Origin of the sequence: Longicatena caecimuris, assembly GCF_018406465.1 — a bacterium.
In the GTDB taxonomy this organism is placed as follows: domain Bacteria; phylum Bacillota_I; class Bacilli_A; order Erysipelotrichales; family Erysipelotrichaceae; genus Longicatena; species Longicatena caecimuris.
This window is the reverse complement of the sequence record NZ_AP024510.1, coordinates 1,556,484-1,570,611: the sequence shown is the minus strand read 5'-3', so window position 1 is coordinate 1,570,611 and position 14,128 is coordinate 1,556,484. Positions and strand designations below refer to the sequence as shown.

The 14,128-nt window shown below is 36.3% G+C and carries 19 protein-coding genes; all 19 read left to right on the top strand.

The features are described from left to right. Window positions 1-20: 20 nt before the first annotated feature. On the top strand, window positions 21-1,049 hold the full coding sequence (locus KJS44_RS07385; protein WP_008688439.1) for a type II secretion system F family protein: 1,029 nt from the start codon (window positions 21-23) through the stop codon (window positions 1,047-1,049). Window positions 1,050-1,058: 9 nt separating this feature from the next. Continuing rightward, complete coding sequence (locus tag KJS44_RS07380; protein WP_008688441.1) at window positions 1,059-1,367, top strand: hypothetical protein; 309 nt, start codon at window positions 1,059-1,061, stop codon at window positions 1,365-1,367. Further along, on the top strand, window positions 1,351-1,806 hold the full coding sequence (locus tag KJS44_RS07375) for a DUF4860 domain-containing protein (RefSeq protein WP_008688443.1): 456 nt from the start codon (window positions 1,351-1,353) through the stop codon (window positions 1,804-1,806). Before KJS44_RS07380 ends, KJS44_RS07375 begins: the two co-directional genes overlap by 17 nt. Window position 1,807: 1 nt before the next feature. Next, window positions 1,808-2,182 carry a hypothetical protein gene (locus KJS44_RS07370; protein ID WP_008688444.1) on the top strand — a complete coding sequence of 125 codons (375 nt, stop codon included), beginning with the start codon at window positions 1,808-1,810 and terminating at the stop codon, window positions 2,180-2,182. Further along, entirely contained in the window at window positions 2,169-2,564 is a 396-nt protein-coding gene (locus KJS44_RS07365) for a hypothetical protein (protein ID WP_008688446.1), read from the top strand. The genes KJS44_RS07370 and KJS44_RS07365 overlap by 14 nt, the downstream gene beginning before the upstream one ends. Next, window positions 2,554-3,609 (top strand): type IV pilus twitching motility protein PilT, encoded by a 1,056-nt coding sequence (locus tag KJS44_RS07360; RefSeq protein ID WP_008688447.1) that lies wholly within the window; start codon window positions 2,554-2,556, stop codon window positions 3,607-3,609. Before KJS44_RS07365 ends, KJS44_RS07360 begins: the two co-directional genes overlap by 11 nt. Before the next feature lie 183 nt (window positions 3,610-3,792). Next, window positions 3,793-4,782, top strand: a complete 990-nt coding sequence (locus tag KJS44_RS07355; protein ID WP_008688449.1) for an ATPase, T2SS/T4P/T4SS family — start codon at window positions 3,793-3,795, stop codon at window positions 4,780-4,782. Window positions 4,783-4,795: 13 nt separating this feature from the next. Next, the gene (locus KJS44_RS07350; RefSeq protein WP_008688451.1) at window positions 4,796-5,722 is read left to right on the top strand and encodes a type II secretion system F family protein; all 927 of its coding nucleotides are present in this window, start codon (window positions 4,796-4,798) and stop codon (window positions 5,720-5,722) included. A 14-nt stretch (window positions 5,723-5,736) separates the two neighbouring features. Beyond that, a complete protein-coding gene (comGC, locus tag KJS44_RS07345) occupies window positions 5,737-6,036 on the top strand; it encodes a competence type IV pilus major pilin ComGC (protein WP_008688453.1) in 300 nt (99 codons plus the stop codon). Beyond that, on the top strand, window positions 6,026-6,409 hold the full coding sequence (locus KJS44_RS07340) for a prepilin-type N-terminal cleavage/methylation domain-containing protein (protein WP_008688455.1): 384 nt from the start codon (window positions 6,026-6,028) through the stop codon (window positions 6,407-6,409). The genes comGC and KJS44_RS07340 overlap by 11 nt, the downstream gene beginning before the upstream one ends. Before the next feature lie 16 nt (window positions 6,410-6,425). Further along, window positions 6,426-6,563 (top strand): hypothetical protein, encoded by a 138-nt coding sequence (locus KJS44_RS07335; RefSeq protein WP_155949113.1) that lies wholly within the window; start codon window positions 6,426-6,428, stop codon window positions 6,561-6,563. Further along, a complete protein-coding gene (locus tag KJS44_RS07330; RefSeq protein ID WP_008688457.1) occupies window positions 6,553-6,945 on the top strand; it encodes a prepilin-type N-terminal cleavage/methylation domain-containing protein in 393 nt (130 codons plus the stop codon). Before KJS44_RS07335 ends, KJS44_RS07330 begins: the two co-directional genes overlap by 11 nt. Next, window positions 6,914-7,366, top strand: a complete 453-nt coding sequence (locus KJS44_RS07325; RefSeq protein WP_008688459.1) for a hypothetical protein — start codon at window positions 6,914-6,916, stop codon at window positions 7,364-7,366. Before KJS44_RS07330 ends, KJS44_RS07325 begins: the two co-directional genes overlap by 32 nt. Before the next feature lie 441 nt (window positions 7,367-7,807). Then, on the top strand, window positions 7,808-8,368 hold the full coding sequence (gene efp / locus KJS44_RS07320) for an elongation factor P (protein WP_008688463.1): 561 nt from the start codon (window positions 7,808-7,810) through the stop codon (window positions 8,366-8,368). A 118-nt stretch (window positions 8,369-8,486) separates the two neighbouring features. After that, the gene (locus KJS44_RS07315) at window positions 8,487-9,425 is read left to right on the top strand and encodes a hypothetical protein (RefSeq protein WP_008688465.1); all 939 of its coding nucleotides are present in this window, start codon (window positions 8,487-8,489) and stop codon (window positions 9,423-9,425) included. Then, window positions 9,422-10,078, top strand: a complete 657-nt coding sequence (gene cmk, locus KJS44_RS07310) for a (d)CMP kinase (RefSeq protein ID WP_008688466.1) — start codon at window positions 9,422-9,424, stop codon at window positions 10,076-10,078. Before KJS44_RS07315 ends, cmk begins: the two co-directional genes overlap by 4 nt. Before the next feature lie 38 nt (window positions 10,079-10,116). Beyond that, window positions 10,117-11,427: a ribosome biogenesis GTPase Der gene (der, locus tag KJS44_RS07305; protein WP_026006721.1), complete on the top strand. Its 1,311-nt coding sequence runs from the start codon at window positions 10,117-10,119 to the stop codon at window positions 11,425-11,427. 4 nt (window positions 11,428-11,431) lie between these two features. Then, complete coding sequence (locus KJS44_RS07300) at window positions 11,432-12,421, top strand: NAD(P)H-dependent glycerol-3-phosphate dehydrogenase (protein ID WP_008688468.1); 990 nt, start codon at window positions 11,432-11,434, stop codon at window positions 12,419-12,421. A 99-nt stretch (window positions 12,422-12,520) separates the two neighbouring features. Continuing rightward, complete coding sequence (locus KJS44_RS07295) at window positions 12,521-14,113, top strand: peptide chain release factor 3 (RefSeq protein ID WP_008688469.1); 1,593 nt, start codon at window positions 12,521-12,523, stop codon at window positions 14,111-14,113. Window positions 14,114-14,128 lie beyond the last annotated feature (15 nt).

Here is a 14,128-nt window from a genome sequence, read left to right as displayed (position 1 = left end):
GAGTAGGAGGTGTTATGGATATGAACATAAATATGCAAAGCCGTCATATGTTGTTTCTTCAGTTTGGTTTGATACTTCAAGCAGGCTATGGTTTGGAGCAGGGACTTCATCTGATTGCTGAACAGCTAGATGAGCAGGAATTGAAAACACTGGTATGCCGGTTAAATGAAGAAAGAGAAAAGCAGCCAACACTGGCAGATGCTTTTGCTGCTTGTGAGGTATTTGATGATTTCACGATCCATATGATTTCCATCGGGGAAATCAGTGGTAATTTAGATGAAGTGATGTTATCATTAGCTGATTATTATCAGCGTATGGATGAAATGAGCAATCAATTGCGACAGGCTTTGAGCTATCCTATGATCTTACTGCTGATGATGCTTTGTGTAGTAGGTGTGGTTGCATGGAAAGTATTACCTCTATTTCAAGATGTATTACGTTCTTTGGGAAGTGATTTATCTACACAAGCAGTTATGTTTATGCAATTCGGAAGAATTTTTTCAATGGCTGTCTTTGGGCTTTTGTTGTTGCTAACAGCGGGTCTTATTGTTTTCTTATTGTATGCAAAACGCCAAAAAGAAGATGCTGCAACCTTATTTCTATTCCATAACCCCTTTTTCAAAAAACTTCGTCATATTTCTCTTTTAGCGCAATTGACGTATGCACTTGCTATGCTTTTGCGCAGTGGCATTGATCTGCGTGAAGCAATGCAATATGCATGTTCTTTACTTCCCAATTGCGAAATCATTGATAAGTTGCAGGCTTGTGTTCAAGGTATGAATGAAGGTGAATCTTTTTGCGATGTGATTCGCAAAGAACAGTTATATGAAGGTCTTGCGTTGAATTTAATTGAAATAGGTTTTACCAGTGGAAAAGGGGAAGCGGTCATGCAACAGCTAAGTGATGAATATCAACAGGAAGTATCACATAAAACTGAACATTATCTTAATGTGATTGAACCAATCATCGTATTGTTATTAGCCGTAATCATAGGTGTTGTCTTATTATCTATCATGTTACCACTGGTGAGTATTCTCTCTTCACTATAGAGGTGTAACATGCAAAAAACACTACATGGACTGCTATTTCTTGGTATCTTATTGTTATTTGTGTTTGGTTTTCAATCAGCTGCTTCTTTCAACAAAAGAAATGAACAACAACAAATTACGGAAACCATTCAGAAATTAACTTTAAAATGTTATAGCATAGAAGGAAGATATCCTACATCAATTGCTTATTTAAAAGAACATTATGGTTTATTGATAGATGAAGAAGAATATCGTGTTAATTATCATTATGAAGGAGCAAATATTGCTCCGCATATCGATGTTTATAAAAAGGGGCGAATTTATGAAAACGCATCATAATCTGTATTTGTTAGTTTCATTATTGTTACTGCTACTATTTGCGGCAGGCTCCTTTTCTTTATTATCTACGGAAATATTTGCTTATCGCCGTCTGAATGAAACAATCCAATCGCAAGAAGATGTTAGTCTTCCGCTTGCTTATGTGCATACAAAATTGAAACATGCCAGTGCACGGGGACAAATTGCTTATGTGACAAAACCTATTACCTGTTTACAGATTAAAGAAAAAGAGACGGTAACCTATTTGTATTATCAGGATGGCTATATCAAAGAAATTACGGCTGTTTCCAGTTATCAACCTACCTTTGAAGAAGGAACTAAGCTGTTTCAAGTAGATGCTTTTACAATAATTGAGAAGCAAGATTGTTTCCTTTTTACAGTTGAGAAAGATGGTAAAAAAGAACAGTTAAGTATATATCTGTATGGAAAGGCGGGATAGAATGAAACACACGCAACGATCCTTTTCCTTTTTAATGGAATTTGTCATCATTTTGTTTTTCTTTGCTTTAGCAGCTACTATCTGTGCAGGTTTCTTACTAAAGGCAAAAGAAAAAGAAGCAACGGCCATTACCTTACAACATGATGTATTACAAGCACAAAGTATTATTGAAGAATTGCAAATAGCATCTGATGTGCCTTTTGAACAGCGATTTGATAGTATTAAAAAAGATGAATTGAACTATCAAAAAGGCAATATGAAAATCATATTTAACGATAAAGCTTTATCATCTGGCAAGATACAGTTATGGCATGAAGATGTCATCTTATGTGAGATACCTTTTGTTTTAGGAGAAATTTATCATGCGTACGAATAAGAATCATATACTGCCCCTTGGACTAGGTATACCAACATTATTTGCTTTATTTGTTATTTTAGTTATGCTGATGTTGGCTATTTTAACATATGTGAGAGCAAATAGTTATTATGTTTCAACCATTCGCCAGATGGAATTTACAACAGATTACTATGAAACAAAGGCTAATCTTATGGATATCTATAGACTACTAGAACCTAAACATTTGGATGAACAGTTAAAAAAGATGAAAATAGATTATACAAAAAAGGAAAATCTCTATATAATAGAGGAAGATATGAATAATGGAACAGCGTTGCAGTTGCTTTTTCATAAACAAAATGATGAGATTGTTATACAAACCTGCCAGATGATAGATAAGGGTGATGAAAATGGAAATTAAAGCATTGTTAGAAGATGTAGTTAAACGCAAAGCTTCGGATGTGTTTATTGTCGCTGGTTCTCCTTGCGCTATTAAAATAGATGGCAAAATTGAGCCATATGATGATAAAAGGCTTATGCCTCAAGATACCGAACAAATGATTCGTGATATTTATACGATTGCCAAAAAGGATGATATTGAAGATTTTATACATAATGGCGATGATGACTTTTCTTTTTCCATACCTCAAGTTGGACGTTTTCGTGTCAATGCTTATCGTCAACGCAATTCCTTTGCAGCCGTCTTACGTATCGTTAGTTTTTTATTACCAGATCCTAAAATCATGCATATTCCTTCTATCGTAATTGACTTGGCAAAGCAAATGAAAGGGATGGTACTGGTAAGTGGACCTGCGGGCAGTGGAAAATCGACGACACTGGCTTGTATCATTGATCAAATTAATAATTCACGTAATTCTCATATCATAACAATTGAAGATCCGATAGAATATTTGCATACCCACAAGCAAAGCATTGTTTCACAAAGAGAAGTTTATCATGATACCAAGGATTATGTATCAGCTTTAAGAGCGGCTCTTAGAGAAGCACCTGAAGTCATCTTAGTTGGAGAAATGCGGGATTTAGAAACGATTGAAATATCTGTAACAGCAGCTGAAACCGGTCATTTGGTGTTTTCGTCATTACATACGATTGGCGCTGCTAATACAATTGATCGCATGATTGATGTTTTTCCAGCAACACAACAACAGCAGATTCGCGTGCAGCTATCCATGGTGTTGAATGGTGTGGTTTCTCAGCAATTATTGCCAGGGAAAGATGGTAAGATGTTACCAGTGTTTGAAATCATGCTATGCAATCAAGCCATTCGCAATCTGATTCGGGAAGGAAAGACACATCAGATGCAAAATACGATAACAGCAAATCGCGCCAGTGGTATGATTACCATGGATGATGCTATTATTGAAGCTTACAAGCAAGATAAGATTACCAAGGAAACAGCAATCATGTATGCAAGTGATGCACGCTATGTAGCTAGTAAAATGTGATTTTATTTGATAAGTATTTTTATGATATTTTCAAAGATGTCAATCGTATTGCTAAGCTATGTGAACAGTCAATTTGACTGTTTTTTTTATTTTATCAATTGGTTAATAAAAAAAGAAGAAAATTCATGGAAATTACGTTTTTTCTAATTTTAAAACGTATATAAAGGTGAGGAGGCGATAGGGTTGAAAGAGAAACTGGATGCTATATTGCATATAGCGCTGCAAAAACAAGCGACAGACATTCATTTTGTTAGTACAACACAAGGATTATCAGTTACTATGCGCTGTGAAGATGGTGTCTTGCCAATATATAGTGCTGCGGCTGATAAGAGCTTGTTTAACTACTTGAAATATATAGCGCATTTAGATCTTGGGTTAGGACAGACGGCGCAAAGTGGAAATTTTCAGTATGAATTTCAAGGGGAATGCCTGCAATTTCGCTTTGCATTGTTATCCACGTTGCAAAAGCAGACGGCTGTGCTTCGCATATTGAATAATCATACAGGCATTTGTCTGGAAACTTTGAGTGATGATAAAAAACAACAACAGATTTTTCACTCATGGTGTCAGGCTAGAAACGGTTTGATCGTATTAAGTGGGCCAACTGGTAGCGGCAAGACAACAACTCTGCATGCCATGATGCAATATATTGCAAAAGGTGGAAAACAACGCGTTGTTTCTTTAGAAGATCCTATTGAAATTGTCGATGACTCTTATCTGCAACTTCAAATTAATGAACAACATCATTTTTCTTATGAAGAAGGGATTAAGGAACTGCTTAGACATGATCCGGATGTCATAATGATTGGCGAAATACGAGATCCGATGAGCGCCCGGATGCTGATGCGTAGCGCATTGAGCGGTCATCTGATTTTTACAAGTGTTCATGCAAAAAGTTGTCTGGAGGTGATCTATCGCTTGCATGAATTTGGTTTGAGCAAAGAAGATTTGCGGCAGACATTGACAGGTATAACATCGCAGCGTTTGTTTCATCGACGAAAAGGGAAAGGAAGGGTTTGTATCTATGAAGTATTGGATCAGAATGAAATTATCACTTATTTCAAGCAAGGTGAACTGCCTTCAACGCATGAAAATATGGAAATGCAAATTGCGAGCGCAATTCGGGCAGGTACGATTCAAGAAGAAGCGCAAGAAGACTTTCTCTTTCGATAAAGAATCATTTACTATGTTAATGGAACTTTTAAAAAGTGGGTGTTCATTACAGGATGCAATAGCTTTTTTACCAGGGGACGTTACATGGCTAAATGATAAACTGCAAGCAGGGGAAGAATTCTCTACAATTTTGCAAGAAGATAATCGCCCCTGGATTCGTCATTTTACTTTTTTTTATCGTATGAGTTCACTTCCTGTTGCTATGGAAGAGGCTTTACGTATGACAGACTTTGAGGAAGGGCTTAAGAAAAAATTCCTGCGACAAAGTGCCTATCCTATGCTTATCCTCTTTCTTTCTTTTGCAATGCTACAACTTTTCACAAGTGCCATCATACCCCAAATGTTAGAAAGCTTTGCGATGGAGGAAGCATTCTCCCTTACGCAAATACTGTTACATATTTTACAAATATGCAGTATGGGCTTTTTCATATGTGTAATCATGGCTTTGCTTGCTTTTTTATATTTAGCTTCACATGCTAAGATTCGTGGCCGATTTCTATACACTGCAGCAAAAAAAAGCGAAGTGATCCGTTGCTACTGTTCCTATCTATTTGCTGGATATATAAAGGAATTAGATACATGTGGAATCGCGACGATGCATGCACTTCAGTTCTTGCAAGAAGTTCCGATTTCATGGATGTGTGAAATGGCAAAACGTATGCAAAAACGATTAGAACAAGGAGAAGCATTCTTACATGTTTTGGAAACAGAGAGGTTACTATCTAAACAGCTATATCGTTGTTTACAAATGCGTATGTTGACACAAGAAAGTGATAAACCTATGCAGCTTTATCTGATACAACAAGAACAGTATTGGAATCATTTGCTTAAGAAATGTAGTTATCTCTTACAAGGAATTGCCTATGGATTTGTCGCTGTGCTTGTCATCTTAGTCTTTCAAATTTTAATGTTGCCTTTGCAAATGCTGGAAACGATATAAGGAGGATTTACATTATGAAAAACGAAAAAGGCTTTACGATCTTAGAGATGATGATCGTTCTTTCCATCATTGCTCTTGTCTTTTTATTGACATTGCCGAATATTCAACAAAAGGAAAAAATCATTCGCAAAAAAGGATGTGAAGCCTTAATAGAAGTTGTAAATGCACAGATCTTATTGTACGAAGTAGATAATTTGACAACGCCGACAAGTGTGGATTCATTGATTCAAAAGGGATATTTAAAAAGCACACAAAAGCGTTGCCCTAATGGAGATACGATCTATCTTTCCAATGGACAAGCTTATGCAAAATGAGAAAGGCTTTACCTTAGTAGAAATGTTAGTAACAATAAGTATTTTACTGCTTATCATGGCTATTTTTCCATTTTTAAAGCCATCGCGGCAATTGGTATTCACTTGTGAAACGGAAAAGCTTCATTCCTTTTTATTACAAGCACAGATGAAGGCCATGTTTACTAAAAAAAGCATGTACATCCAATTTCAAACAGATGGTGTACAAGCGGGAGAGGAGTTTTTTGTATATGACAATATGTACTGTGAGGGAAAAGCGTTTCATTACACTAAACAAGGAACCATTTCACAAGCCCAAACAATCACTTGCTCGCTACAAAATAAGAAAAAAACCATCGTGTTGCAACTCGGCAGCGGCGCTATTGACGTACGATAAAAAAGGATTTTTGTTGATGGACGCCTTGATCTTACTATTGCTTTGCTCGCTTTGTTGTTTGCTATTGATCAATTGCTGTATGACGGTTACTTCTTGGTATGCCAGTGATCAAGAGCTAAATAATGAAAAGGTAAGGGAAATCTATGCAAAATAATCATGGTTTTACTTTAATTGAAATGCTCTTAGCCCTTTTGATCATTTCCTTTGCTATTGCATTGTTACCACCTTGTCTATCAATCGTTAAACAATTGTTAAGAGATGAGCGCTTCACTGATGATTGTATAGCAATCCATCAATTGCGTCAAATCACTGCTATGTCTAGTGAGTATCTTATGCAAAATCAAAAAGTGATTTTGCAACGAGGGGATGAGGAAATTCAGTTGTTTTATGATCGTATGCGAATTGTGAAGACACCCGGTTACGAAATATATTTAGAACATGTTGACAATGCTGTTTTCTATGAAGATAATAGCTGTCTGCATCTGCTCTTAAAACGAGGCCATTATGAAAAAGATGTCATACTTGGCTGCAAATGATCATGGATTTGCCAGTTTATATGGCTTATGGGTGCTTTCTTCCATCTTATTGTGTATTTCTTTATTTACGATGCGTTTGGTTACGTATACCCAACTTCGAAAATCAGAAGATCTTATGGATGTGTTTATTCTACATACCGTACAAAAACAGTTAAAGAATGAGTATGTCAATAATGAACATGATAAGGAGGTGATAGAAAGGAAGGAAGAGAAACAGGATACATCGCATTCGACAAAGGAAGACGATAAGGAAGTGGAAAACAAGCCTTACTATTTTTACAAAACATATGCAAATTGTACATTACAATTTCGTTGGGAAGATACAGATGTATATGTAAATGGAGATTGTCTCAATGAAACTATGCACATTTATTTAGATGAACAATGTCATAGCATTGTATCTTTTGCATATGAAACCTAGAAAAGGGTAAACTGATGCTAGGTGATAATGATGAATGTGCTATGTAGTATGATTTGTTTTGTTTTATTTCTGTTATTAGGTGATGTTTTAATGTTTATCAATACACGGTTTTTTGTTTTACTTCCTTGGTTTCTTATTTACCTCTTTCTTTTAAAAGGTGTTTACAAAACAGCAAATTGTAAAGCGTTAGAAGCTAAGGATTTTTTATGCACTTTGCTTTTTACGATTGTTTCGGCTGCTCTTCTAAGTTTTCTTAATATCTCGATGAGTTTGCACACGTATGCTTATCTATATCTGATGAGCTTCATATCCTTACTTGTCTATATTGATGATATTCGCTTTAAAAGTCTTATGTAATCGGTGTTTTTGTATAAAAAAAATTGACAAATACGATAAATACATTAAAATAGAATAGGATAAGTAAGGAAAGGTGAAAAGATTATGATCAGTTCTAATGATTTAAAACCTGGTATGACAATACAGCAGGACGGTGAAATTTTTGTTGTGCTGGAACAGAGTCAGAATAAAACTGCACGTAGTGCTATGGTTGTAAAAGCGAAAGTAAGAAACCTGAGAACAGGTGCAAATGTTGAATTGTCTTGGGGTGGAGGAGATAAGATTACGCCTGCACACATCGAAAAGAAAGAAATGCAGTATTTGTATGATGCAGAGGATGCTTTGGTTTTCATGGACAATGAAACTTATGAACAAATTGAGATTCCTAAGGAACATTTGAAATGGGAATTAAATTTTATGAAACCAAATGATAACGTGAATATTTCTATGTTTGAAGGAGAAATTCTCGGTGTTATTTTACCAGATAAAGTAGCTCTGCAGGTTGTTGAATGTGAACCAGCAGTAAAAGGTGATACTGCTACATCGGCAAGCAAAAATGCCGTATTGGAATCAGGATTGGAAATTAAAGTTCCATTATTCATTTCACAAGATGAAATGATCCTTGTTTCAACAGCAGACGGTAAATACTCAGGACGTGCAAAATAAGGAAAAAGCTGCGTGATGCGGCTTTTCTTTTTGTGAATCTTCACAAAAACTTCCCAATAAAAGTATTCAAGACCCTATATTTTTGATATAATAAAAGTTAGATTGGGAGGTAACTCGTATGGAAAAATTATCACGGGTCAAAAAATATGAAGATCTAAGAAAATCTATCGAAATGGATAATAATATAGATGCTACCGTTCAGGATGAATCACTTGCAGCTTCTGAAAACTTATTGAAGTCTTTTGATTCCTCTGTTTTCAAAAAAGTGGAGATCAAAGAAGAAGAGGAAACGCCGAAACGAGCAAAAGCATTTGACGATCAGGCAGAAACAAACAAGGAAAATCTGAATGATACTTTTACTAATGAGTATCTTGATGATTTCATCAAAGAGGTTCGTGATTATAATATTCGCAAAGGCAATCGTGAAAGTGAAGATACCGAAGTTGATATTTTATATCAATTAAATGCCGCCAATCGGGCCAAACGTACACGCTACATACAAGAAATAAAAGATGAAGTGCCAGAAATGGTCCAGGAAAGTCCGAAAACTGTATTAAGCAAAGAAGAAATTGCACAAGAAGTGAAAAATTTATTACGCGAAGATTCAATAGCAGAAGATGTGCAAGAAACAGTTGCTCCGCCTGAAACTACGGAGACGATGGAAACACTAATCTCTGATATTCAGGAGGAAGAAGCCCTTGAAATTGAGGAAACGAATGATGAAGCAATACCTGATGTTTCGCAAACGCAGCAGATAATTACAGAACCAGTTAAAAAAATTATAACTCCTGTTTATGAAGATGTTGAAGAAGAGGATGTACAGGAGATTGACGATGTACAGCCAGATAACACCTATCATAAGAAACTCATCGAAGAAACACAGCAGTTACGTGTTCAGATGGATGAATATGAAGAAGAATTAACAGATTTAAGTGATGGAGTCGAGAAAACGAATAAGTTATTAAACTTTGTTTTATGTTTTCTTATTCTTGTTTTATTAGTTGTTATAGGATTTATTGGATATTCCATTTGGAAAGCTGGAGGTTTTAATTTATGAAAATAAATATTGCAATTGATGGACCTAGTGCTGCCGGCAAAAGTACAATTGCGAAAATCCTAGCCAAAGAATTAGGCTATGCTCATCTAGATACAGGAGCGATGTATCGCTGTGTCGGCTATTATGCATTACAGCAAAAAATTAATATCGATGATGAAGAAGCGTTAGTGCATATGATGGAATATATGCAGATTAGTTTTGATGCGGATGGCAATGTTTATATCAATGATCAAGATGTATCTAAAGAAATACGTCAAAATGAAATTTCAATGGTAGCAAGTAAAGTTTCAGCATTTCCTAAAGTACGAAAACACCTTGTAAGATTGCAACAGGAAATGGCAAAGGATAAGGGATATATCATGGATGGGCGTGATATAGGAACCATCGTATTGCCGGATGCCGAATTAAAAATCTATATGGTAGCAAGTGTGAATGCACGCGCAAAACGTCGTTACAAAGAATATTTAGAAAAGCATATTGAGGCAGATTACGATGTGATATTCAAAGATATTGAACAACGTGATTATCAAGATATGAATCGCAAAACATCACCGCTTTGCAAAGCGAAAGATGCTATTGAACTTGATACTTCCGATATGACGATTGAAGAAGTTGTTTCAGCAATACATAAGCTGATGAAAGAAAAACTGTGAATGGAGGTGGCGTTTGACTGTGATGGTCAAACATGCATATGATTAGTGGTATCGTAGCGATCGTGGGACGACCGAACGTCGGAAAATCCACGATTTTTAATCGAATAATTGGTGAAAGAAAAAGTATAGTAGAGGACACACCAGGTGTTACACGTGATAGAATATATGGTAAAGCAGAATGGTTGACAAAAGAATTTCGGGTAATTGATACTGGCGGTATACAACTAGCCGATCAACCGTTTCGTGAAGAGATTAATATGCAAGTAGAAATTGCCATAGATGAAGCAGATACGATTTTATTTGTTGTCAATGGAAAAGAAGGTATTACCAACGATGATGAATATATTGCACGTCTATTACAGCGTTCACAAAAAAAAGTTATCCTTGCAGTAAATAAAGTAGATGATTTTGCCCAAAGTGACAGCATCTATGAGTTTTACAATTTAGGGCTCAGTGATCCAATCGCAGTTTCTGGTGCACATGGCATTGGAATTGGTGATATCTTAGATGCAATTGTAAACAGCTTCCCAGATAAGATACAGAAGGATTATGATGGAATGACGCGTTTCTGCGTCATTGGACGACCAAATGTTGGAAAGAGTTCGTTGGTAAATGCTCTTTTAAATCAAGAACGTGTTATCGTATCCAATATTGAAGGGACAACAAGAGATGCAATCGATACACCTTTTAAACGTGAAGGTAAGGAATATGTAGTAATCGATACTGCAGGTATTCGTAAACGCGGCAAGGTGTATGAGAATATTGAAAAATATTCCGTATTGCGTGCCATGAGCGCTATAGAACGAAGCGATGTGGTGTTAGTTGTCATTGATGGAGAAAGTGGAATTCGTGATCAAGACAAACATGTTGCTGGCTTTGCACATGAAGCGGGAAAAGGGGTTATCATCGTATATAATAAATGGGATGCTGTAGAAAAAGATGAAAAAACGATGAATCGTATTGAGAAAGAAATACGGACACAGTTTCAATACTTATCCTATGCACCAATTCTGTTTGTCTCTGCATTAAAAAAACAACGCATCCAGACAATTCTGCCGATGATTGACGATGTACATGATGCTTCCGTTTTACGCATACAAACAAATGTGTTAAATGAAGTTTTAATGGATGCACAATTAATGACTCCACCACCGACCCATAAAGGGAAACGCTTGAAAATTTATTATGCGTCGCAGGTGGCTGTAGCACCGCCAACGATTGTTTTATTCGTAAATGATCCAGAATTACTGCATTTTAGCTATAAACGTTTCCTAGAAAATAGCTTACGTGAAGCCTTTGGCTTTCAAGGAACAACATTACGTATCTTAGCAAGAGAAAGAAACAGGTGATCATATGAAGTGTGTAGTTATCGGCAGCGGTAGCTGGGGAACTGCATTAGCACAAGTATTATGTGATAATAAAGTTCATGTGACTTTATGGGGCAAAAATAAAAATGAAGTGGAGGATGTTGAACTGCATCATCAAAACAGTCGTTTTTTTCCTGGTGTCGTTTTGCATCCCAATTTGCATGCAACAACGGATTTGACGATTGTTAAGGACGCAGATGTAATCGTTCTCAGTGTACCTACGATTGCGGTTGAGGAAATGTGTCGTAAGATTGATACTTTATTAGAGAAATCTGTTATCATCGTAAATACAGCAAAAGGATTTCATCCAGAAACAAATGAGCGTATGTCAGAGGTGATTCGTCATGCTATGACACATTTATCAAGCGTTGTATCCTTAATTGGGCCTAGTCATGCCGAAGAAGTTGTCTTGCGAATGTTGACAACTATTTGTGCAGTATCACAAAATAAAGAAGATGCTATTTGCATCCAAAAACTATTTTCAAATGACTATTTGCGTGTTTACCGTGGCCACGATGAAATCGGCAGTGAAATTGGCGTTGCTTTAAAGAACGCCATCGCAGTAGCAAGTGGTGTGTTAAGTGGTGTCGGTTATGGCGATAATACAAAAGCCGCTTTGATTACCAGAGGACTGACAGAGATGATCCGCTATGGTGTGGCCATGGGCGGTAAACAAGAAACTTTCATGGGACTTACGGGAATAGGAGATTTAATAGTTACTTGTACAAGTAAACACTCTCGTAACTTTCAAGCCGGTTATGAAATAGGTATCCATAATTCAGCTGATTATTTTTGGAAAAACAATAAAAAGACAGTAGAAGGTGTGCGTACTGCAAAAGTTGTTCATGAAGTAGCCCAGAAACGCGGCATTGAGATGCCGATTATTAATGAGATATATAAGGTGCTATATGAAGGTAAAAAACCGAAAGATAGCGCACAAGAGCTTATGCTACGTGATTTAAAAGAGGAAATGTAAAGGTGGTTTATGAAAACTGCCTTTTTTTTCATCATCTGTGGATTTTCTTTTCAAAATCATGCTATAATAAGTAACGCATTGTAGTCAGGAGGAAATAATATGGCAGATTATGTCAATGAAATAAAGCGGCGAAGAACCTTCGCAATCATTTCTCATCCGGATGCTGGTAAGACCACACTGACTGAAAAATTATTATTATATGGTGGTGCTATCTTACAAGCCGGAAGTGTAAAAGGAAAAAAAGCAAATAAACATGCAGTCTCTGACTGGATGGAAATAGAAAAACAAAGAGGTATTTCTGTAACAAGTTCTGTTTTACAGTTTGAATATAATGATTTCTGTATTAATATTCTAGATACGCCAGGCCATCAGGATTTCTCTGAAGATACATATCGTACCTTAATGGCAGCTGATTCTGCTGTTATGGTTATTGATGCTTCAAAAGGTGTTGAGGCACAGACAAAAAAATTATTCAAGGTTTGCTTGTTACGTAAAATCCCTATTTTTACCTTTATTAACAAGATGGATAGGGCGGCAATGGATCCATTTAAGCTATTAGAGCATATCGAAGCCGAATTAGGCATTTCTACTTATGCAATGAATTGGCCAATTGGTTCTGGCAAAGAATTCAAAGGTGTATATGAACGTGATCATAAAAGAATTATCGCGTTTCATGGCGGCGATCATGGAATGAAAGCTGCTGAAGTAACAGAAGGGTCTCTTGAAGATGATACCTTCCGCAGCATTCTTGGTGATCATTTTTTTGAACAGTTACGTGAAGATAGTGAATTGCTAGATATCGCCAGTACTGAATTTGATGAAGCAGCGATTGCAAAAGGTGAATTGACTCCCGTATTTTTTGGAAGCGCCTTGACTAACTTTGGTGTTGAACCTTTCTTATCACACTTTTTAAATATGACCACCAGTCCTTTACCAAGAGAAGCCAGTGTAGGCGAAATTGATCCTTTTGATGAACATTTTTCAGCATTTGTATTTAAGATCCAAGCAAATATGAATAAAGCACATCGTGATCGTATTGCATTTATGCGTATTTGTAGTGGTAAATTTGAAAAGGGAATGGAAGTCTTGCATGTCCAACAAGGTAAAAAAATCCGTCTTGCACAACCACAGCAATTCATGGCACAAGACCGCGAAATTGTAGAAGAGGCATATGCTGGTGATGTGATTGGTGTCTTTGATCCAGGTATCTTCGCTATCGGTGATACTCTTTGTGATGCATCTTATAAATTTGAGTTTAAAAAAATCCCAACTTTCGCTCCAGAACACTTTGCTCGTGTTACGCAAAAAGATACAATGAAACGTAAGCAATTCACAAAAGGCATTACGCAAATTGCACAAGAAGGCGCAATTCAAGTGTTCCAACAAATCGATACCGGGATGGAAGAAATCATCGTAGGCGGTGTTGGTGTTCTACAATTTGATGTATTAGAACAACGTTTACAAAGTGAATATAATGTTGAGATTAAATTAGAGATTCTTCCTTATCAGTGTGTTCGCTGGATTGATGATCAAACATTAGATCCACATACGTTAAATCTTACGAGTGATACAAAACGACTAAAAGATCTGAAAGGTAAAAATCTTTTACTATTCATGAATAATTGGGGAATAAAATGGGCAACGGAACAAAATAAATCGCTATCGCTAAGTGAATTTGGCAATATGGAATAAAAATACCTGAAAAGG